Annotated in this window: 17 protein-coding genes; 8 read left to right on the top strand and 9 right to left on the bottom strand. The window is 72.5% G+C overall.

Annotated elements, in window-relative coordinates; genetic code table 11:
- Positions 1–74: 74 nt before the first annotated feature.
- From R2B67_RS07580 to R2B67_RS07570, 3 genes are all read left to right on the top strand, one after another.
- Positions 75–932 (top strand): AraC family transcriptional regulator, encoded by an 858-nt coding sequence (locus tag R2B67_RS07580; protein WP_317817061.1) that lies wholly within the window; start codon positions 75–77, stop codon positions 930–932.
- Positions 933–1,077: 145 nt separating this feature from the next.
- On the top strand, positions 1,078–1,920 hold the full coding sequence (locus R2B67_RS07575) for an AzlC family ABC transporter permease (protein ID WP_317817059.1): 843 nt from the start codon (positions 1,078–1,080) through the stop codon (positions 1,918–1,920).
- A complete protein-coding gene (locus R2B67_RS07570; protein ID WP_109163274.1) occupies positions 1,917–2,222 on the top strand; it encodes an AzlD domain-containing protein in 306 nt (101 codons plus the stop codon). Before R2B67_RS07575 ends, R2B67_RS07570 begins: the two co-directional genes overlap by 4 nt.
- A gap of 14 nt (positions 2,223–2,236) precedes the next feature.
- On the opposite strand, the gene R2B67_RS07565 is transcribed toward R2B67_RS07570, so the two are convergent.
- Positions 2,237–3,151, bottom strand: a complete 915-nt coding sequence (locus R2B67_RS07565) for a hypothetical protein (protein WP_317817056.1) — start codon at positions 3,149–3,151, stop codon at positions 2,237–2,239.
- An 80-nt stretch (positions 3,152–3,231) separates the two neighbouring features.
- Here R2B67_RS07565 and R2B67_RS07560 point away from each other — a divergent pair, with 80 nt between their 5' ends.
- Entirely contained in the window at positions 3,232–3,426 is a 195-nt protein-coding gene (locus R2B67_RS07560; RefSeq protein ID WP_018516350.1) for a DUF3046 domain-containing protein, read from the top strand.
- 194 nt (positions 3,427–3,620) lie between these two features.
- A complete protein-coding gene (locus R2B67_RS07555; RefSeq protein ID WP_237329605.1) occupies positions 3,621–4,769 on the top strand; it encodes an AI-2E family transporter in 1,149 nt (382 codons plus the stop codon).
- 92 nt (positions 4,770–4,861) lie between these two features.
- Here R2B67_RS07555 and R2B67_RS07550 read toward each other — a convergent pair whose 3' ends face one another.
- From R2B67_RS07550 to R2B67_RS07520, 7 genes are all read right to left on the bottom strand, one after another.
- On the bottom strand, positions 4,862–5,638 hold the full coding sequence (locus R2B67_RS07550; RefSeq protein WP_317817055.1) for a cytochrome d ubiquinol oxidase subunit II: 777 nt from the start codon (positions 5,636–5,638) through the stop codon (positions 4,862–4,864).
- 9 nt (positions 5,639–5,647) lie between these two features.
- Positions 5,648–6,937 (bottom strand): cytochrome ubiquinol oxidase subunit I, encoded by a 1,290-nt coding sequence (locus tag R2B67_RS07545; protein WP_317817053.1) that lies wholly within the window; start codon positions 6,935–6,937, stop codon positions 5,648–5,650.
- Positions 6,938–7,104: 167 nt separating this feature from the next.
- On the bottom strand, positions 7,105–7,770 hold the full coding sequence (locus R2B67_RS07540) for a response regulator (RefSeq protein ID WP_317817050.1): 666 nt from the start codon (positions 7,768–7,770) through the stop codon (positions 7,105–7,107).
- Complete coding sequence (locus tag R2B67_RS07535; RefSeq protein ID WP_317817048.1) at positions 7,767–8,963, bottom strand: sensor histidine kinase; 1,197 nt, start codon at positions 8,961–8,963, stop codon at positions 7,767–7,769. Before R2B67_RS07535 ends, R2B67_RS07540 begins: the two co-directional genes overlap by 4 nt.
- Positions 8,964–9,017: 54 nt before the next feature.
- Positions 9,018–9,989, bottom strand: a complete 972-nt coding sequence (locus tag R2B67_RS07530; protein WP_317817046.1) for an SDR family oxidoreductase — start codon at positions 9,987–9,989, stop codon at positions 9,018–9,020.
- Positions 9,990–10,017: 28 nt separating this feature from the next.
- A complete protein-coding gene (locus R2B67_RS07525; protein WP_317817044.1) occupies positions 10,018–12,948 on the bottom strand; it encodes an ATP-binding protein in 2,931 nt (976 codons plus the stop codon).
- A 336-nt stretch (positions 12,949–13,284) separates the two neighbouring features.
- Complete coding sequence (locus tag R2B67_RS07520; RefSeq protein WP_317817043.1) at positions 13,285–14,874, bottom strand: S8 family peptidase; 1,590 nt, start codon at positions 14,872–14,874, stop codon at positions 13,285–13,287.
- A 326-nt stretch (positions 14,875–15,200) separates the two neighbouring features.
- Here R2B67_RS07520 and R2B67_RS07515 point away from each other — a divergent pair, with 326 nt between their 5' ends.
- From R2B67_RS07515 to recX, 3 genes are all read left to right on the top strand, one after another.
- Positions 15,201–15,851, top strand: coding sequence for a DUF6461 domain-containing protein (locus R2B67_RS07515; RefSeq protein ID WP_317817041.1), 651 nt, complete (start codon positions 15,201–15,203; stop codon positions 15,849–15,851).
- Between the two features lie 296 nt (positions 15,852–16,147).
- Positions 16,148–17,281 carry a recombinase RecA gene (gene recA, locus R2B67_RS07510; protein ID WP_237328250.1) on the top strand — a complete coding sequence of 378 codons (1,134 nt, stop codon included), beginning with the start codon at positions 16,148–16,150 and terminating at the stop codon, positions 17,279–17,281.
- Positions 17,282–17,284: 3 nt separating this feature from the next.
- The gene (gene recX, locus R2B67_RS07505) at positions 17,285–18,055 is read left to right on the top strand and encodes a recombination regulator RecX (protein WP_317817039.1); all 771 of its coding nucleotides are present in this window, start codon (positions 17,285–17,287) and stop codon (positions 18,053–18,055) included.
- 116 nt (positions 18,056–18,171) lie between these two features.
- Here the strand turns inward: recX and R2B67_RS07500 are convergent, their stop codons facing one another.
- Positions 18,172–18,825 (bottom strand): DUF6197 family protein, encoded by a 654-nt coding sequence (locus R2B67_RS07500; protein WP_317817037.1) that lies wholly within the window; start codon positions 18,823–18,825, stop codon positions 18,172–18,174.
- Positions 18,826–18,868 lie beyond the last annotated feature (43 nt).

Here is an 18,868-nt window from a genome sequence, read left to right as displayed (position 1 = left end):
AACGGGCCCGCGACACCGCCCGGAGCCGCCCCCTCACCCTGCGGCGCACCGCCGGGACCTGCGAGAATGTGGCCATGGCGGGAGCGGATCGGGCGAAGGAGTGGGCACGCCACTGGACGTACGCGGAGCTGCCCGACCTCGACCTCCTGCGCGCCCGGTACGTCCGCCACACCTTCCCCCGGCACAGCCACGAGGGGTACGTCTTCGGCGCGGTCACCGGCGGGGTGGAGGACGTGGGGCTGCCGGGCGGCACGGTCCACGCGATCCCCGGCACCGTCGTGATGATCAACCCGGAGGTGCCGCACACCGCCCGCCCCGGGCAGCCCGAGGGCTGGGCGTACGACACGCTCTACCCCTCCGCCCAGGTGATCAACGACATCGCGGCCGAGGTGACGCCCCTGCGCGGCACGGTGGGGTTCGCCGAGACGCGGGTGACCGACCCGTACGCCGCCCGGCTGATCACCCAGGTGCACCGGGCCGCGGAGGAGGGCAACGCGCTGGCCGCCGACACCCTGCTGCGGGTCCTCGTCGTCCGCCTGCTCACCCGGCACGGCAGCTCGCTCCCCGGCGTGACGCCCCGGGCCGGGGGCGTGCGGGACGCCGAACGCGCCCGCCGTGCGCTGGAGGGGCGGATGGACGCGCCGCCCACCCTGGAGACGCTCGCGGCCGAGCTGGGCACCAGCCCGTTCGCGCTCCTGAGGGCCTTCAAGAAGGAGTACGGGATGCCACCGCACACCTGGCTCACCGACGCCCGGGTGCGGCGCGCCCGCCGCCTCCTCGACGAGGGCATCGCCCCCGCCGAGGCCGCGGTCGCCGTCGGCTTCACCGACCAGCCGCACCTCAACCGGCATTTCACCCGGATCGTGGGGGTGCCGCCCGGCGCGTACCAGCGCGAGCGCGGTGTGTACCGGCGCGGGCGGGACGTGTCCTAGGCGTGCGGGACGGTCCCTGGGGGTGCGGACGTGTCTTTAGGGGGTGCGGACGTGTTCCTAGAAGCGCGGCACGTGTCCTAGGGGTGGTGCGAGTGCGCAAGAACGTACAAGACCGCGCCCCTGCTGTCCCCGTAACGTGCGGCGCGTGGCAGAACAGACAGCACCCCCAGAGAGCACCGGCGCGATCGGTGCCATATCCGTCGGGCCGCCCGGCCCGACGGCGCCAGGAGCCCTGCCGGACGGGCCGCCCGGCACCTCACCGGTCAAGCCCGACGCGGCCGTCGTCCGGGACGCGCTCGCCGTCGGCATCGCCGTGGGGCTCTCCGGTTTCGCCTTCGGCGTCACCGCCGCCGGCTCCGGGCTCAGCCTGCTCCAGATCTGCGCCCTGAGCCTCTTCGTCTTCACCGGCGCCTCGCAGTTCGCCCTGGTCGGCGCGTTGGCCGCGGGCGGCAACCCGTACACGGCGGCGGCCGGAGCGTTCTTCCTGGGCGTCCGAAATGCCTTCTACGGCCTGCGGCTCTCCCAACTGCTGGCCCTTCCGCGCGCGGCGCGCCCTTTCGCCGCCCACTGGGTGATCGACGAGACGACCGCGGTCACCGTGGCCCAGCCCGACCGGCGGTCCGCGCGCCTGGGATTCACCGTCACCGGGCTCACCCTCTACGTGCTGTGGAACCTCACCACCCTGGTGGGTGCGATGGGGGCCGAGGCGCTGGGCGACACCGAGGCCTGGGGCCTGGACGCGGCGAGCCCCGCCGTCTTCCTCGCCCTGCTCGCCCCGATGCTCAGGAGCACCACCGAACGCGTCACCGCCGGTCTCGCCGTGCTGCTGGCCCTGACGCTGCTGCCCGTCCTGCCGGCCGGCGTGCCGGTCCTGCTGTCCGCGCTCGCGGCCCCCGTCGTCCTCTTCCTGATGGGACGGCGCAAGCGGGGAGAGGCGACGGCCGCACAGAAGGCGACGACGGAGAAGAAGGGCGGACGGGACGCATGAACGTCTGGATAGCGATCGGACTGACCGCGGCGAGCTGCTACCTCGCCAAGTACGCGGGCCTGCTGGTCCCCGCCGGAGTGCTGGAGCGACCGCTCGTGCGGCGGATGGCGGTCCTGCTGCCCGTGGCGCTCCTGGCGGCCCTCACCGCCCAGCAGACCTTCGGCGACGGGCAGCAGCTCGTCCTGGACGCCCGGGCCGCCGGACTCGCCGCCGCCGCGCTCGCGCTGGTCCTGCGCGCCCCCTTCCTGGTGGTCGTGGGCGCGGCCGTGGTCGTCACGGCGGGCGTCCGTGCTCTGGGGTGAGCGGGGCTCCGGTCCTAGCCCGGGGGACGGCCGTAGGCCCGTAACGTCTCCAGGGCTCTGAGCGTCACCAGGGGCCGTCCCTCCAGGGCGGTGCCCGGTGCCCATTGCCGCCAGTTCACCGGCCAGCCGCCGTCCTCCTGCTGCTCGGCCGCCAGATGGTCGAGCGAGCGCTCCAGCTCCTCGTCGGTGAACCAGCGGCGGGCCAGTGATCCGGGTGTATGGGCGTAGTCGTGCGGGAAGTGGTGCTCGTCCGGTGCGTAGCCCGGCGCCACCGGGTACTCCGCCCGCCGGGCCGGATCGAGCACCGCGAGCCGCTGCCCGCGCACCAGCCGGCCCAGTCGGTCCGCCGCCCGTTCGGCGCGGGCCCGGTCCGGCACCCCGTCCAGGAAGGCGATCGCGGCCTCGATCTCGTAGGGGTGCGACTGCTCCAGGGCGTCGACGGCCCTCCAGCAGAAGTCCGTCGCCCGGAACAGCCAGGCGTGCCACACCTCGTTGCGGTGCAGCAGTCCGACGATCGGACCGGTCGCGAGCAGTTCGGCGGGCGGGTCGTCGACCACGGGGACGAACGGTGCGGCGGGATATCCACGCTGGGTGGGGAGCAGCGCGGGAAGCGCGCCTTCTTTGGTCGACACGTCGCTCAGATAGCGGCAGATCCGCTCCACCCGCAGGCCGTCGCAGCGGCCGATGGAGTCGAGGACGCTGAGCGCGTGGGCGGTGTGGAGCGGCTGGCTGACCGGACCGCGAAGATCGGGTTCCAGCGCGTGGGCGTAGCCGCCGTCCTCGTTGCGGTAGGCGGCGAGGGCCGTTTCGACGGGGTCCGGGGCGCCGTCGAGGAAGCGGTGGGCGAACCTCCGCTGTTCGAGGACGCGGGCGGTGAGCCAGATGAAGTGCTCGGCGCGGACGAGGGGATGTGCTCCGGTTCCAGCCATGGACCGACCGTAGAGGGGAAAGGGGCCCCGGCACATGCCCGGCGGACCGGCTGCACTCTCAGGAGCGCGATACTGAGGGCATGCGGTTGACGATTTTCTGGGAGCGGATGGCGGACCACTTCGGTGCCGTGTACGCGGACTCCTTCGCCCGTGACCATGTGATGGCCGAACTCGGCGGCCGTACGGTGCATCAGGCGCTGGACGCGGGCTGGGACGCGAAGGACGTCTGGCGCGCGGTCTGCGCGTCGATGGACGTGCCCGCGGACAAGCGCTGAGGCCTGCGGACGTCCTCGGCGGCCGGCGCTGACCTCGGCCGTTCCCCGGGCGTTTCCCGGCCGGGGGACCGGCTGTCGGTGGCGTAGGCGAGACTTGTCCCGTGTCATCGACAGACGAGACCGTTCCGCCCCAGCCACCCGACGCCCCGCCCGCCGGGCCCCCCGCGCCACCGTCCGGCCCGGGGCCCGCCCGTATGCCGGGCTGGCTGCCGCGCGCGATGGTCCTGGCTCTGGCGCTCTACGCCTGCTTCCAGCTCGGCAGCTGGGCGTTCGACCAGGTCATCGGTTTGCTGACCAATGTGCTGATCGCCTTCTTCCTCGCGCTCGCCATCGAGCCCGCGGTGGGCCGGATGTCGGCGCGCGGGATGCGCCGGGGGCTGGCCACGTTCCTCGTCTTCATCGGCCTGATGATCTTCAGTGCCGGGTTCGTCGTCCTCCTGGGGTCGATGCTGGCTGGCCAGATCGTGGACATGGTCGACGACTTCCCCGAGTACATCGACTCGGTGATCAACTGGGTCAACCAGACCTTCCACACCGAGCTCTCCCGGGTCCAGGTCCAGGACAGCCTCCTGCACTCCGACTGGCTGCAGAAGTACGTCCAGAACAGCGCCACGGGGGTGCTCGACGTCTCCACCACGGTCCTCGGCGGGCTGTTCCGGCTCCTGACGATCTTCCTGTTCTCGTTCTACTTCGCGGCCGACGGGCCCCGGCTGCGCCGCGCGCTCTGCTCCGTACTGCCGCCGGCCCGGCAGACCGAGGTGCTGCGCGCCTGGGAGATCGCGGTCGACAAGACCGGCGGCTACATCTACTCGCGCGGCCTGATGGCACTGATCTCCGGTGTCGCGCACTACATCCTGCTGGTCGTCCTCGGTGTGCCCTACGCTCCGGCGCTCGCGGTCTGGGTGGGTCTCGTCTCCCAGTTCATCCCCACCATCGGTACGTATCTGGCGGGCGCCCTGCCGATGCTGATCGCCTTCACGGTCAACCCCTGGTACGCGCTGTGGGTGCTGGGCTTCGTCGTGGTCTACCAGCAGTTCGAGAACTACGTCCTCCAGCCCAAGCTGACCGCCAAGACCGTCGACATCCACCCGGCGGTCGCATTCGGCTCGGTGGTCGCGGGGACGGCCCTGCTGGGAGCCGTCGGCGCGCTGATCGCCATCCCCGCCGTGGCCACGCTCCAGGCGTTCCTGGGGGCCTATGTGAAGCGGTACGACGTCACCGACGACCCCCGGGTGCACGGCGGCCACCGACCGCGGCGCGGGGGGCCCGCCCTCTCCCGGATACGCCGGGCGCTGGGCGGATCCGGCCGGACGGGCGGCGGAGGAGCGGGCGGACCGAGCTGAACCGGAGCCACGGGCTGGGTCGTGGGGTACGGCCTGGGTCGTGGGGTACGGCCTGGGTCGTGGGTACGTCCTGGTCAGAGGTGCGGCCTGGGTCAGAGGTACGAGGGGTGCGTCACCCGGTGCCGGAAGGTGTGCCAGGTCCACGCCTGGGCCGCGAGCAGCAGCGGGCAGAACGCGAGCAGGACGGGGACGAGCAGGGTGAGCGTCGCCCGGTCCGCCGCGTGCGCCGCCGGATGGAGCGCCGGACCCGCGAACAGCGGCAGGGCGCCCATCAGGACGGCCGTCAGGGCGAAGGACCTGCCCGCGCCGGTACGCCCGACGAGCCGGCGCGCCCGTTCCCAGGGCCGCCCGGTCAGACGCAGGCCCGCGAAGCCGAGACCGTGTGCGGCGAACAGCGCGGCGACGGCGAGCGCGGTCACGGCCCCGACCGGGGCGGCGGCCGTGCGCTCCGGCGTACCCGAGAAGAGCGCGGCCAGCAGCCAGCCCCAGGCCAGCGCCACCGCCCAGCTCCCGCACACCACCGCGCCGTCGCACGCCGCCCGCCACCGCCGCCCGCCGCCCCGACCGCGCAGCCACAGCCCGGCGTCACGCACCATCCACCCGGCGATCAGCGGCACGACCACGGTGAGCTGGGCGCTCAGCAGCTCGCCCTCCAGGACCGGGAAGCAGCCCACGAGCACGCCCGCGGTGGCGACCAGCCAGACCTCGTTGCCCAGGAAGAACGGGGCGAAGGCGGCGATCACCAGGCGCCGTTCGCCGTCGTCCCCGCCCAGGTACGGCAGCAGCATGCCGGTGCCGATGTCCGCACCGGCGAGGACGAAGTAGCCGGTGGCGAAGAAGGCGAGCAGGCAGACGGCCAGCGTGTCCACGACGGCTCCTCAGTAGCGGGGGGTGAAGGGCGGCGGTCCGGCGGTGACGGGTTCCGCAGCGGCCCGCTCGTCGTGGCCGAGCCCCGTCTCCACCGGCCCGAGACGCGCGTGCCGCAGGAGCAGCCATCCGTTGAGGACGGCCAGCGCCGCGAACAGCACGGTGAAGGTGATCAGCGAGGCGAGCATGGGGCCGGGGGAGTGGCCGGAGACGGCGTCCTCGGTCTTCAGCAGCCCGTACACCACCCAGGGCTGCCGCCCGGCCTCCCGGAAGACCCAGCCGCTGATCATCGCCAGGTAGGGCAGCGGCACGGCGGCCATCAGCACCACGTGCCAGAGCCGGAAGCGCTGAACCGCCTTGCGGAAGCAGGCGAGCACGACCCCCGCCAGGCCGAGGTACATCATCAGCGCGAACGCGATCAGCATCACCAGGGCACCGCCCCGTGTCCACACCTCGGACGGGACGTAGCCGCCGGGGCCGAACCGGGTGACCATCTCCGCCTGGAGCTCGGCGATCTCCGCCCTCTTCCCACTGAAGACAGCGGATTTCATCGGCTGCAGATCCGTCAGTGAGGCGAGCTGGACTCCGCCGAACCCCGCCGTGACCCACAGGGCCGGGAAGGAGACGAACACCCCGATGCGCAGACTCCGTACGAAGAACGCCACTTCGGGAGTGCGCCGGAAGAGGTGGTAGGCGCTGACGCCCGCCATGAAGAAGCCGGCCGTCAGCAGCGCACCGCCCAGGATGTGCCCGAAGGCGAGCAGTGCACTGGGGTTGGTCAGCAGCGCCCCGGTGTCCGCGAGGACCAGCTTGCCATTCTCGGTGCGGTGGCCCACGGGGTGGTTGAGGAAGCCGTTGGAGACGAGGATCCAGTACGCGGACACGCAGGCGGTCAGGGCGACGACCCAGATAGTCGCCAGATGGACCCAGCGGTTGAACCGGTGCCAGCCGAAGATCCACAGCCCCAGGAACGTCGACTCCACGAAGAACGCGACGATCGTCTCGACGGCCAGCGAGGCGCCGAAGACATTGCCCGCGTAGTGCGTCAGCCCGCTCCAGCTCAGCCCGAACTGGAACTCCATCACCAGCCCGGTGATGATGCCGACCGCGTAGTTGATGACGTACAGCTGGCCCCAGAAGCGCACCATACGGTGATGCGGCTCCCTGTCGGTGACCGTGGCAGCTGTCTGGAGGCAGGCCACGACGAGGGCCATCCCCAGCGTCAGGGCGACGAAGAGGAAGTGGCCGCCCGCCGTGAGGGCGAACTGCAGCCGCGCGAGGTCGAGGGTCTCCGGATCCACCCCAGGAGCCTCGGTGCACGGTCCGGTGGTGCGCGTCGGTCCGGGGAGGACAACGGGCCTACTACGGGAGTTGTGGGCACAGCCGTCCGCGTACTACGGAAGTTGACGCCTCAGGCTACGGAAGTTGACGCCTCAGGCCGGGCCCAGGGTCACGCCCGGAACGTCGCTCAGGCCATCCAGCCGGGCGTGATCATGCCCGACTCGTAGGCGAGGATCACCAGCTGGGCCCGGTCGCGCACGCCGAGCTTCGTCATGATCCGGCTGACGTGGGTCTTGGAGGTGGCGGGGCTGAGCACGAGCCGGGCGGCGATCTCGTCGTTGGAGAGCCCGGCGCCGACCAGCCCCATGACCTCACGCTCCCGCTCGGTGAGGGCGTTCAGGCGCGGGCTCGGCGCGGGCTGCTTCCGGCGGTTCGCGAACTCCGAGATCAGCCGCCGGGTCACGGCCGGGGCGATCAGGGCGTCGCCCCGCGCCACTACCCGTACGCCGTGCAGGAGTTCCATCGGCTCGGTGTCCTTGACCAGGAAACCGGAGGCTCCGGCGCGGAGTGCGCCGTAGACGTGGTCATCCATGTCGAAGGTCGTCAGGATGACCACCCGGACGGCCGTCAGGCGCGGGTCGGTGGTGATGCGGCGGGTGGCCTCCAGGCCGTCGGTGCCGGGCATCCGGATGTCCATCAGGACCACGTCCGGGCGCTGTTCGTGGGCCAGCGCGACCGCCTGTTCGCCGTCGGCCGCCTCGCCGACGACCTCGATGTCGTCCTCGCCGGACAGGATCGAGCGGAAGCCCGCCCGTACCAGCGTCTGATCGTCGGCCAGCACTACGCGGATCATGCGGTCCCCTCGGTCGGCAGCCGGGCGCTCACGCCGAAGCCCTCTGCGGTGTTCTGCGCCGTCAGCTCGCCGCCGAAGGCCCTGGCCCGCTCGGCCATGCCCCGGATGCCGCTGCCGGCCGGTGAGCCCTCCGGTGAGCCCTCTCCGTCGTCGTCGACCCGTACCCGTACGGCTCGTTCGTCGGTGTAGTCGACCGTCACCACCGCGCAGGTCGCCCGGGCGTGCCGGGTGACGTTCGTGAGCGACTCCTGCACGATTCGGTACGCCGCCAGGTCGACCGGGGGCGGCAGGGGGCGCCGTTCGCCCTCGGTGCGGAGGCGGACCTCGATGCCGGTGGAGCGGGCGCCTGCGACGAGTTCGTCCAGCCGGCCGAGTCCTGAGACGGGCGAGGTCGGGGCCGTCTCGTCGGGCTTGCGCAGCGCGCCGAGGGTGGAGCGCAGCTCGCGCAGCGCGTCCTTGCTGGTGGCCTTGACCGCCTCCAGGGCCTCCTCGGCGGCGGACAGGGCCGCGGCGGGCTCCGGCTTCTTGCTCAGCTTGTGCAGGACCGCGCCCGACTGGACGTTGATCAGCGAAATGCTGTGCCCCAGGACGTCGTGCAGCTCCCGGGCGATCCGCAGCCGCTCCTCGGTCGCGCTCTGCTCGGCCCGCGCCTCCTGCTCCCGCTCGGCGGCCAGCGCCCGCTGCTCCACCTCGCCGAGATAGGCGCTACGGGTCCACTGGGCCCGGCCCACGGCGACCAGGCTGACCAGCCAGCCCGCGAGCATGAACAGCGACATGTCGTCGATCTGCCGGTTGCCGTTGTGCTGGCGCGCCTCGCCGAAGCCGACGGCGATCAGGGTGACCACGCCGAGGGCGACCGCGGCGGTGAACCGCCCCTCGGCGGCCGCTGTATAGAGCGCGAGCGCGAACGTGACCATAAGAGGACCGTCGTACACGGACAGCGGGTAATAGACGACGCAGACGGCCAGCGTCACGACGGCCACGGCGACGGGAGCGCGGCGGCGGAAGTACAGGGCGCCGCAGCCCACCGCGATGAGGGCCCAGCCGATCACCGTACGGTTCAGCGGCTCGTTCTCGTACCGCATGGTCAGCAGCGTCCAGACGACCACCAGCAGCGTGACGGCTGCGGCCACCCCGATGTCGGCCGTACGCGCGGACAGGCCGCCACCGCGTGGACCGGAAGGGAGGGACATGTCAGGAAGGATAGGCGCGGAGCGCGGGACGACGACGCGGGCGGCGGTCAGCGGTCAGCGGTAGCCCGTGACGTCGGCGGGCAGCCCCGGGTCCTGGACCTCGGTCAGATACCGCCAGGCGTCGGGGCGGCTGCCGTCCACGTCGGTGAAGCCGTACACCTGGGCCAGCTGCCCGCTGGAGAGCGACCTGCCGTTCCAGCGCGCCACCTCCGGGTCGCGGGCGAGGGCGGCGACGGCCCGGCCCACGTAGGCCGGGGACTCGGAGATCGCGAAGTGCGGCGCGTGCGCGATCGCGTCGCGCCAGGTGGCCTCGGTGACGCCGTGGGCCTGGAGCATCGCCTCGGAGCGCAGCCAGCCGGGGGTGAGCGCCACGGCGGTCGCACTGTGCGGCGCGAGCTCATGGGCGAGCGCGAAGGCCATCCGGTTCACGGCCGCCTTCGCCAGGTCGTAGAAGAAGGAGACGCGGTAGTTGTCCGCGTTGTACTCGTCCGTTCCGTCGGTCATCTCGACGACCAGGCCGCCCGGGGTCTCGATCAGCAGCGGCAGCGCGAAGTGACTGGTGATCGCGTGTGTGTCGACGGCCAGCCGCAGGGTGTGCAGCCCGGTGTCGAGGGACGATTCCCAGACCGACTTGTTCCACTCGATCTCGGCGCCCCAGATGTCGTTCACCAGGAGATGCAGGGCCCCCTGCTCGCCGGAGATGCGGGCGACGAGCGCGCTGACCTGGTCGGGGACCAGATGGTCGACCTGGACGGCGATCCCGCGGCCGCCCGCCGCGTCGACCAGGGCCGCGGTCTCCTCGATCGTCTCGGGCCGGTCCATCTCGGAGCGCTCGGAGCCGCTCGTACGCCCGGTGACATAGACGGTCGCCCCGGCGGCGCCGAGCTGTACGGCGATCCCGCGGCCCGCCCCGCGGGTGCCTCCGGCGACGAGTGCCACCCGGCCGGTGAGATCGGAGCCCGTAAGAGGGGCGCTGTCCGGTACAGGGGAGCTGTCCGGCGCTTCCGGTGGCGAAGAGGGACCCATATCGCCCTAATGTAGGGCACCCGTTCCGTCAGGGCCCGAGCTGCGAGCCGATCTCGGTACGGGACGACACCCCCAGCTTCCGCAGGGCACGCGCCACGTGGTGCTCCACCGTCCGGTGCGAGAGGACCAGCTCGCGGGCGATCTCGCGGTTCGAGAGGCCGAGCGAGGCCAGCCGGGCCACCGCTCGCTCCCGGGGCGAGAGATGGTCGCCGTACCCCAGGGCGCCGGGCCTGCGGACGGTGACCTGACCGTGTTCCCGCAGCCCGCGCTGACAGCGCAGCACATCCCATACGGCGTCGATGTCCTGATAGGCCGCGATGGCCTCGTGCAGCAGCGTGCGGCCGCCCGCAGCGCCGGCGGCCAGCAGCCGCAGCCCCCACGCCTCCCTGACGTACGCGGCCTCGTAGGGCCGCTCCAGAGCCGCCCAGGCGTCCGCTGCGGCCGCGTGCTGGGCGTCGGACCCGCCGGCCCCGGTCTGGGGGCCGTCCGTCGCGGTGAGCAGCGCCCGGCAGGTCAGCAGGGCGGCCCGGGCGGCCGGCGCGTCCCGGCGGGTGATGCCGTCGGCCAGCTCCGCGACGAGGCGGTGGGCCTCCCCGTCCCGGCCGTCCCGGATCAGCGCCTGGACGGCCGGCGGCGCGAGGGCGCTCGCCCACACCCACGCACCGGTACGGCGGACGTGGTGCAGCACCCCCTCCACCGCCTGGACGGCCTGCGCGGGGCGGTCGGCGGCCAGGTGGACCCGCACCACGGCGGCCGCGGCGGAGGTCAGCACGATGCCGGTGTCCAGTGCGGTGGTGCCGACGGCCCGGTCCAGGAGGCGACGCGCCACATCGGTCTGCCCCTTGGTGTGCAGGCGCAGCAGGCCGCAGACCAGGAGGGCCTCCGCGTGGAAGTCGGGCACGTCCTGGTACTGCTCCTCGGCGCGTTCGGCCCGCTCCAGCAACCCCGCCCACCGGCCGCTCGTAAAGGCGGCGAGCATGTCCGTGGTCTCGACGAACGCTTCGAGATACGGGGCCTGGTTCGTCCGGACGGCCTGCCACGCCCGATCCTGGAAGGCGCGGGCGCGTTCCGGATGGCCGAGGGCGGTCGCGGCGCCCGCCAGGTTGGCGTGCACCCTCGCCGCCGCCTCGACGGTGATGGCCTCGGGCAGATCGGCCACCGCGCCCCACGCCGACGGGTCGCCCATCAGCGCCAGGGCGGTGGCGCGGTTGGCCAGCACGGCCGAGCGCAGGTCCTCCTCGTCGACCTGGGGCAGCAGCCGTTCCGCCTCGGCCAGCAGCCGCCGGTGCTCACCGACCGGCCAGCCCTTGAGGGAGGGGATCGCGATGATCGCCAGCGCCCGCGCGGCCTGTCCCGTCGAGACGGCGAGAAGATCGGGAACGGCACGCGCTATCTCCTCCAGCGCCTCAAGACCGGAACCCGACTGGTTGCGCAGCAGCAGGCCCAGGAGGAGCCGGATCTCGCCGCTCGGCCCGGGGCCCAGGGAGCTTCGGTCGAGCACCTCCCGCAGGGCGGCGGGCACCTGCGGGCCGGTGCGGGCGTTCAGCGCGACGCGGGCCAGCTTCAGCGCGACCCGGTCGCGGACGACGGCGGAGGGGCCCACGCGCAGAGCGTCGAGGTAGCGGTCCGTGGCCGTACCGGCGTCCCCGCCCCGGGCGGCGCGGTCCGCGGCCGCCTCCAGGCATCGCACCGCCTGGGTACGGAGGCCGGCGCACCGGTAGTGCTCGGCGACCCGGACCAGGGGGAGGGGGCCGGTACATCGGGTGAGGGCGCGGGCCGCGCGCAGGTGCAGTACGGGCCGCTCCGGTTCGGCGACCGCCTCGTACGCGGCTCGGCGCGCCAGCTCGTAAGGGAAGGCGTAGGTGCCGTCCCCGGCGCGGACGACGCCTTCTTTCAGCGCCGCGGCGAGCGCACGACGGGTCGCCTGCTCGGCCAGCCCCGCCACCGCCCCCAGCAGGTGTACGGGCGCGGGGTCACCGAGAACCGCTGCCGCGGTGACCACCCGCCGCGCGTCCAAAGGAAGGTGACGCAGCCGCTCCACCACCGCACGGCGCACGGACGCGGGCAGGGGCGGTTCCGGCTGCCCCGCCGTCCCGACAGGGCACTCCGTGGAGTCGGACCACTCCCGCAGCACCTCTTCGACCACGTAGGGGAGGCCGCCCGTCCACCGGTGCAGACGCTCGGCGAACTCCTCCGGCACCGTCCGCGCACCGAGCAGCCCGGCGGCCATCGCGCCCGTCTCCGCCACCGACAGCGGCGCGAGGTGCCGTTCGGCCACCGCCACATGGGCCGGTGGGCGCAGCGGGAAGGGGAGCCCGTCGCCTCCCTCCGTGCCGGTGTGAGGAAGGGTGTGGCGGCGCGCGGTGAGCACGAGTCCCAGCCCCGGTGGCGGGTCGGCGACGATCGCATGGAGGAAGGCGGCCGTGGACCCGTCGGCCCACTGGAGGTCCTCCACGGCCAGAACCACCCTCCCCAGGGATGCGGTCAACGCGCACAGGGCCCGCAGGACGCGGTGCTGTCCGGCGAGCGGATCGTCCGCGGGAGGCGGTGCGGGCGGCAGGAGGTCCGCTAGTTCGGGCAGCAGCCCGCGCAGCGCCCCGGTCACCGGCGGCAGGTCTTCCGGACGGGGCCGGCAGCGGCTCAGCGCCTCGATGAGTGGTGCGTACGGGAGTGGTGTGTACGGGAGTTGTGTGTACGGGAAGGCGGCGTCCGGGAGCGGTGCGTACGGGAGGGAGGCGTCCGGCTCCCGGCAGCGGGCGGCCAGGGTGGGGGTGCCCGACGACCGGGTCCGCGTGAGGAGTTCACGGACCAGCCGGCTCTTCCCCACCCCCGCCTCACCGGTGATCACCACGACGGAGGGTCGTCGGCCGAGCACCGGGCCGAGGCCGTCGAGGAGCGCGGAGCGCCCGGTCAGGGCGGCGGGGAGGGGGACAGGCGGGATCGGCGGGTCGGCGTTCACGGCTTCCTTCCGCACCCGTGGGCAGCATGGGCCTGACGGGCGGGCGGTTCCCCCCCGGCCGCCCGGCGGCCTCGTGATGGCTCTCCGCGCATGATGGCCCCTCGTGAGGGTGGTGAAAAGGGGCGTGAGGGTGCTGGAACGCGAGGTGCTGGAAAAGGGGAGCGACGCCCGCGGCGCATGTGCGGGCGCCGCGGACGTCACTCCCCGTCCGGCCGGTGAGGTTCGCGGAGAGGTCTCACCGGCCAGGTGTGCCGGGATCCAGCAGGGTTCGGGACATGGATCACCGGCAGTTCGGTGGGGTGCCACCGGTGGCACCGGTGCTACCGAGGGGGGCGGTCAGAACTTCAGCGACCAGGAGTTCAGCGTGCCGGTGTCGTTGACCCAGTTGTCGCTCACCCGCAGCTTCCAGGACCCGTTGGCGGGCTTGGACGCGGCGTTCACGGTGAAGGTGCCGCGTACGTCGTCGGCGCTGTCGTTGGCGTTGTAGTCCTTGAGCCGGAAGACACCGCCGTCGGGGGCGACGAGGTCGACCCGCAGGTCACCGCGGAAGGTGTGCCGGATGTCGACCGTGACGGAGAGCGCCGCGGGCGCGTTGCCCGTGATGCCGCTCACGGTGACCGGGGACTCGACGGTCGCGTTGTCGCGGATCGGGTAGGCGGTCGTGTTCTCGAAGGTCTTGCCGGTGGGCGGCGGCGTGGTGCCGTCGTTCGGGACGTACAGCAGGCGGTTGGGCGAACCGGTCTTCGCGTCGGTGACCTTGTTCGGGGTGGCGTCGGCGATCAGCCGGTCGTGGACCTGCTTGGGCGTCCAGGACGGGTTGGCGGAGAGGATGAGGGCCGCCGCGCCCGCCACGTGCGGGGAGGCCATGGAGGTGCCGCCGTCGGAGCGGGAGCCGGTGTCGTTGAGGTGGGAGGCCGAGACGATGTCGGAGCCGGGGCCGAACAGGTCCAGGCAGGTGCCGTGGTTGGAGGACTTGCCGCTCGGCCAGATCGACCGGGCGTCACGGCTGTCGGTGGCGCCGACGGTCACCGCGCTCGGCACGGCGGCCGGGGAGGTGTTGCAGGCGTTGGCCCCGTCGTTGCCCGCGGCGACGACGTAGCTGACGCCGGAGGCGATCGACGCGGCCAGCGCGTCGTCGACCGAGGAGGTGCGCCCGCCGCCGATGCTCATGTTGGCGACGGCCGGCTTGACCGCGTTCTTCGTCACCCAGTCGATGCCGGCCAGCACCGGGGCCCAGGTGGAGCCGGAGGAGCCCTGGCAGTTCAGGACCCGTACGCCCACCAGCTTCACCGCTTTGGCGACACCGTACGTCGCGCCGCCGACCGTGCCCGCCACATGCGTGCCGTGGCCGTTGCAGTCCTGGGCGACGGAATCGTTGTCTATGAAGTCGTAGCCGCTGACCGCCCGGCCGCCGAACTCCTGGTGCGAGGTGCGTATCCCGGTGTCGAGGACATAGGCCGTCACGTTGGAGGCGGTGTTCGGATAGGTGAACTTCCGGTCGCCCGGCAGGTCACGCTGGTCGATGCGGTCCAGGCCCCAGGTCGGGTCGTTCTGGGTGCCCAGGGCGTACGCGACTCCGTCGGCCTCCACCCGGGCGACGGAGGGATCGGCGGCCAGCTTCCGGGCCTGCTCCTCGTCCACCTTCACGGAGAAGCCGCGCAGGGCGGCGGTGTAGGTGTGGCCTATCGTGCCGCCGTGCCGTCCGGTGAGGAATTTCGCCGTCCTGTCGACGTCGGTCCGCGCCACCGAGTCCTTGAACGTGACGATGTACGAGCCCTTCACCGCGCCGGCCCGGTCGGCGCCCAGGATGCGGCCTTCGGAGGGCGGGGGCGTGGGTGCGGCCCCGGCCGTTCCGGCGCCGGCTATCAATGCGCCGACGGCACACGCGGCAGCGGCGACACGCCACACCACAGCTTGAGACACCATGCGATTCCTCCTGAGGGGTTGGCCCGGACCGGCTCGGTCCGGGCTGGGCCCGCGCACGGCGAACACCGGGTACGGGCGGAAGGAAGGGACACGGCGGAGGCTCCGGACGATGGGGACGTCGGCCTCGTACGGCGGATGCCGAACTTGGGGGGCCGGCAGATGCACGAGAGGCGGAGCCACCGCCGCCTCAGGAAGAATCGATCCCTGGGGGCAGGTCGAACAATGCGTAGGTGTACCCAACCGTTCCGGCCGTCCGGGCCCGGCGTGGGGATAGGTTCTGCTCGCGAGGGCGCCACCGTGGCGAACCGCTGGGCAAGGGGGGCTTCATGAACCGGGGACCTGGGGAGAACGGGCTGCGCTGGATAGCGGACGCCTACGACATCACCTTCACCCTCACGCTCGCCGAAGGACTTTCACCGGAGGAACTGCTGCGCAGCGTGGGTGCCGAAGAACGGCACATCGTCCCGCTGACCCGCTCCGCGGCGTACGAACTGCTGGTCAGGGACGAGGACGGCCACCTCAGCGACCTCGGCTTCCTGGACTGGGAGGACGAGGCGGAGGTGGCCCGGCTGACGAGTGCGGGCTTCCTGCCCGCTCCGCCGGAGACCATCGTGCGGGCGGGCTCGGTGGCGGGCTGGGCGTACGCGCTGGAGGAGTTCGGCTGCCATACGGGCACCTACATCGCGGCGCTGTCCGAGCGGGGCCGGGCGTTCGTCGTGCACCGCAACGCGAAGGGCTTCAGCCGCGTCGACCACGGCCTCCACGGCAAGGCGGTGACGTCGTTCGAGCCGGGCCTGCCGGACCTGACGGACGGTGTCCCGGCGGAGGCGGCGCTCGGCTTTCTCCCCCCTGACACCGGGGTGGGCGACGTGGCGTTCCTGCGGTTCCTGGAGGACGAGCTCGGCATCTACCTCCCCTACGAGGAGACAGAGGCCGAGCTGCCGGCGGCGGCGATCACCGACACCGCCCGGGGCTGACTACCGTGCTGCTCGGGGCTGATTACCGACACCGCCCAGGGCTGATCACCGACACCGCCCGAGGCTGATCACCGACGCTGCCCGGCGACGGCGAGCCGCATCCCGGCCTGCCGGGCCCCGCGTGGTGCGCTTGACACCAAAATCGAACATCCATTCTCATGGATTTCGGCCGGGTTTTTCCGGGGCCCGACCGTGGAGTTGTCCACAGGTCGGGAGGACGTCGAGGCCCATTGTCAGTGGCAGGGGTTAGCGTCTTTGACGTGAAGCGATCGACTCAAGCAAATCGGGTGGAACCCATGGCAGGAACCGACCGCGAGAAGGCGCTGGACGCCGCACTCGCACAGATTGAACGACAGTTCGGCAAGGGCGCGGTGATGCGCCTCGGTGAGCGGCCCAACGAGCCCGTCGAGGTCATCCCGACGGGATCGACCGCCCTCGACGTCGCGCTCGGCGTCGGCGGTCTGCCGCGTGGCCGTGTGGTGGAGGTGTACGGGCCGGAGTCCTCCGGTAAGACGACGCTGACGCTGCACGCCGTGGCCAACGCGCAGAAGCTCGGCGGTTCGGTGGCGTTCATCGACGCCGAGCACGCCCTGGACCCGGAGTACGCCAAGAAGCTCGGCGTCGACATCGAGAACCTCATCCTGTCCCAGCCGGACAACGGTGAGCAGGCGCTCGAGATCGTCGACATGCTGGTCCGCTCCGGCGCCCTGGACCTGATCGTCATCGACTCCGTCGCGGCCCTGGTGCCCCGTGCGGAGATCGAGGGCGAGATGGGTGACTCGCACGTGGGTCTCCAGGCCCGACTGATGAGCCAGGCCCTCCGCAAGATCACCAGTGCGCTCAACCAGTCCAAGACCACGGCGATCTTCATCAACCAGCTCCGCGAGAAGATCGGTGTGATGTTCGGCTCGCCGGAGACCACGACCGGTGGCCGGGCGCTGAAGTTCTACGCCTCGGTGCGCCTGGACATCCGCCGGATCGAGACGCTCAAGGACGGCACCGACGCGGTCGGCAACCGGACCCGCGTCAAGGTCGTCAAGAACAAGGTGGCCCCGCCGTTCAAGCAGGCCGAGTTCGACATCCTCTACGGCCAGGGCATCAGCCGTGAGGGCGGGCTGATCGACATGGGCGTGGAGCACGGCTTCGTCCGCAAGGCCGGCGCCTGGTACACGTACGAGGGCGACCAGCTCGGCCAGGGCAAGGAGAACGCCCGCAACTTCCTCAAGGACAACCCCGACCTCGCCGACGAGATCGAGAAGAAGATCCTGGAGAAGCTGGGTGTCGGTGTCCGGCCGGAGGCCGAGTCCGCCGAGCCGGGTGCGGAAGGAGCGGCGACCGCGGGAGCGGCGGCCGACGGTGCGGCGAAGCCGGTGACCGCCGCCGCGGCCACCAAGGCGAAGCCGGCCAAGACCGCGGCGGCCAAGAGCTAGGCCGTGACACGTCGTACGGAGTGGCCGGGAGGCCCCGCCGAGCCCGGAGACGGCCCCGAATTCGTCGGCGGACCCACGGACGGGTCCGCCTACGAGCCGGGGACCGGCCGCGGGGCCCGGTCCGGGCGCCGCTCACGCGGGGGAGCGGACGCGGGCGCCGGGTTCGGCGAAGGGGCGGGCCGGCGCGCCCGCTCCGGCACCAGGAGCAGCGGCTCCCCCTCCTCGTCGAGGGCCGAGCGGGGGGAGCCGCGTGATCAGCGGGACAAGGGGGAGCCGCGCGACCCGGTCGAGCAGGCGCGCAACATCTGCCTGCGCCTGCTCACCGGGACGCCGAGGACGCGCAAGCAGCTCGCGGACGCCCTGCGCAAGCGGGAGATCCCGGACGAGGCCGCCGAGGAAGTCCTCGCGCGCTTCGAGGACGTCGGACTGATCGACGACGCCGCCTTCGCCGGGGCATGGGTGGAGTCCCGGCACCACGGCCGGGGGCTCGCCCGCCGCGCCCTCGTCCGCGAGCTGCGCACGAAGGGCGTCGACTCCTCCGTGATCGACGAGGCGGTCGGCCGGCTCGACGCGGACCAGGAGGAGGAGACGGCCCGGGAGCTGGTGGCCCGCAAGCTCCGCTCCACCCGCGGCCTGGACCGCGACAAGCGGCTGCGCCGCCTCGCGGGCATGCTCGCCCGCAAGGGATACGGGGAGGGTATGGCCCTGCGGGTGGTGCGCCAGGCGCTGGAGGAGGAGGGCGAGGACGCGGAGGGGCTGGACGAGCCTTTCTGAGGGCTTCCTTGGGGGGCTGACTCCCTGAGCGGACTTCCTGAGAGGAGTGGCCGTTCCGAGGCGACCGGGGACGGGGGACGAGGTACACGGAGATGGGGGCAGGATCCGTCAGGCGGTCAGTGTCCGGCTGCGGCTGCCCGCCGGGCGGCCGCGTCGACGAGGGCCAGCGCGTCCGCGGCGGTGCGGCCCGGCGCGCGGTTCCACGGGCCGATCAGCCCGGGCCACCCCTGGGAGCGGAGCTCGGTGATCAGCCAGGCGCCGGCCCGGTTCACGGTGGTGGGGGAGCCGTAGCCGAGCCGGTGCGCGGTGAGCAGCGCACCACAGACACAGCGGGCTCCACGGGCGTTGCGCAGCCGGTACGGGGTGTTCTGCCAGCCCCACTCGACCAGGATCTGCCGTGCGTAGCCGAGGTGGACGGACGGCCGCAGATCCCCCTGGCCCACCCGTCGCCAGGCGTGGACACGATCGGGCAGGACCGCCCCCAGCCGGCCGGGGAGCGGGCGCTCGGGCGGGGGCGCCGCCGGCAGTGTCCGCAGTGCGTCGTCGATGAGCCGGTCCACGGGGACGGAGAGCAGGCTCCGCCAGTCGGAAGGCTGTCGGCCCGGTGCGGGTGCGGGTGCGGGTGCAGATGCAGGTGCAGGTGCCGGGGGCGGCCCGGGTTCGGGGGCGGTGAGCTCCCACCCCGAGACGATGCTCTGCCATGCCTGTGTGTCGTGCAGCTGGGAGGCCTGGGCGTCCAGCTGGTCGGGGGTGAGAACAAGGATCGCCATAAGTGCGTCATCTCCGTACATTTCGCCTCTGTGTGAAGCGAAT

Origin of the sequence: Streptomyces cyaneofuscatus, assembly GCF_033109485.1 — a bacterium.
Taxonomy (GTDB): domain Bacteria; phylum Actinomycetota; class Actinomycetes; order Streptomycetales; family Streptomycetaceae; genus Streptomyces; species Streptomyces cyaneofuscatus.
This window is presented reverse-complemented; position numbering and strand designations above follow the sequence as displayed.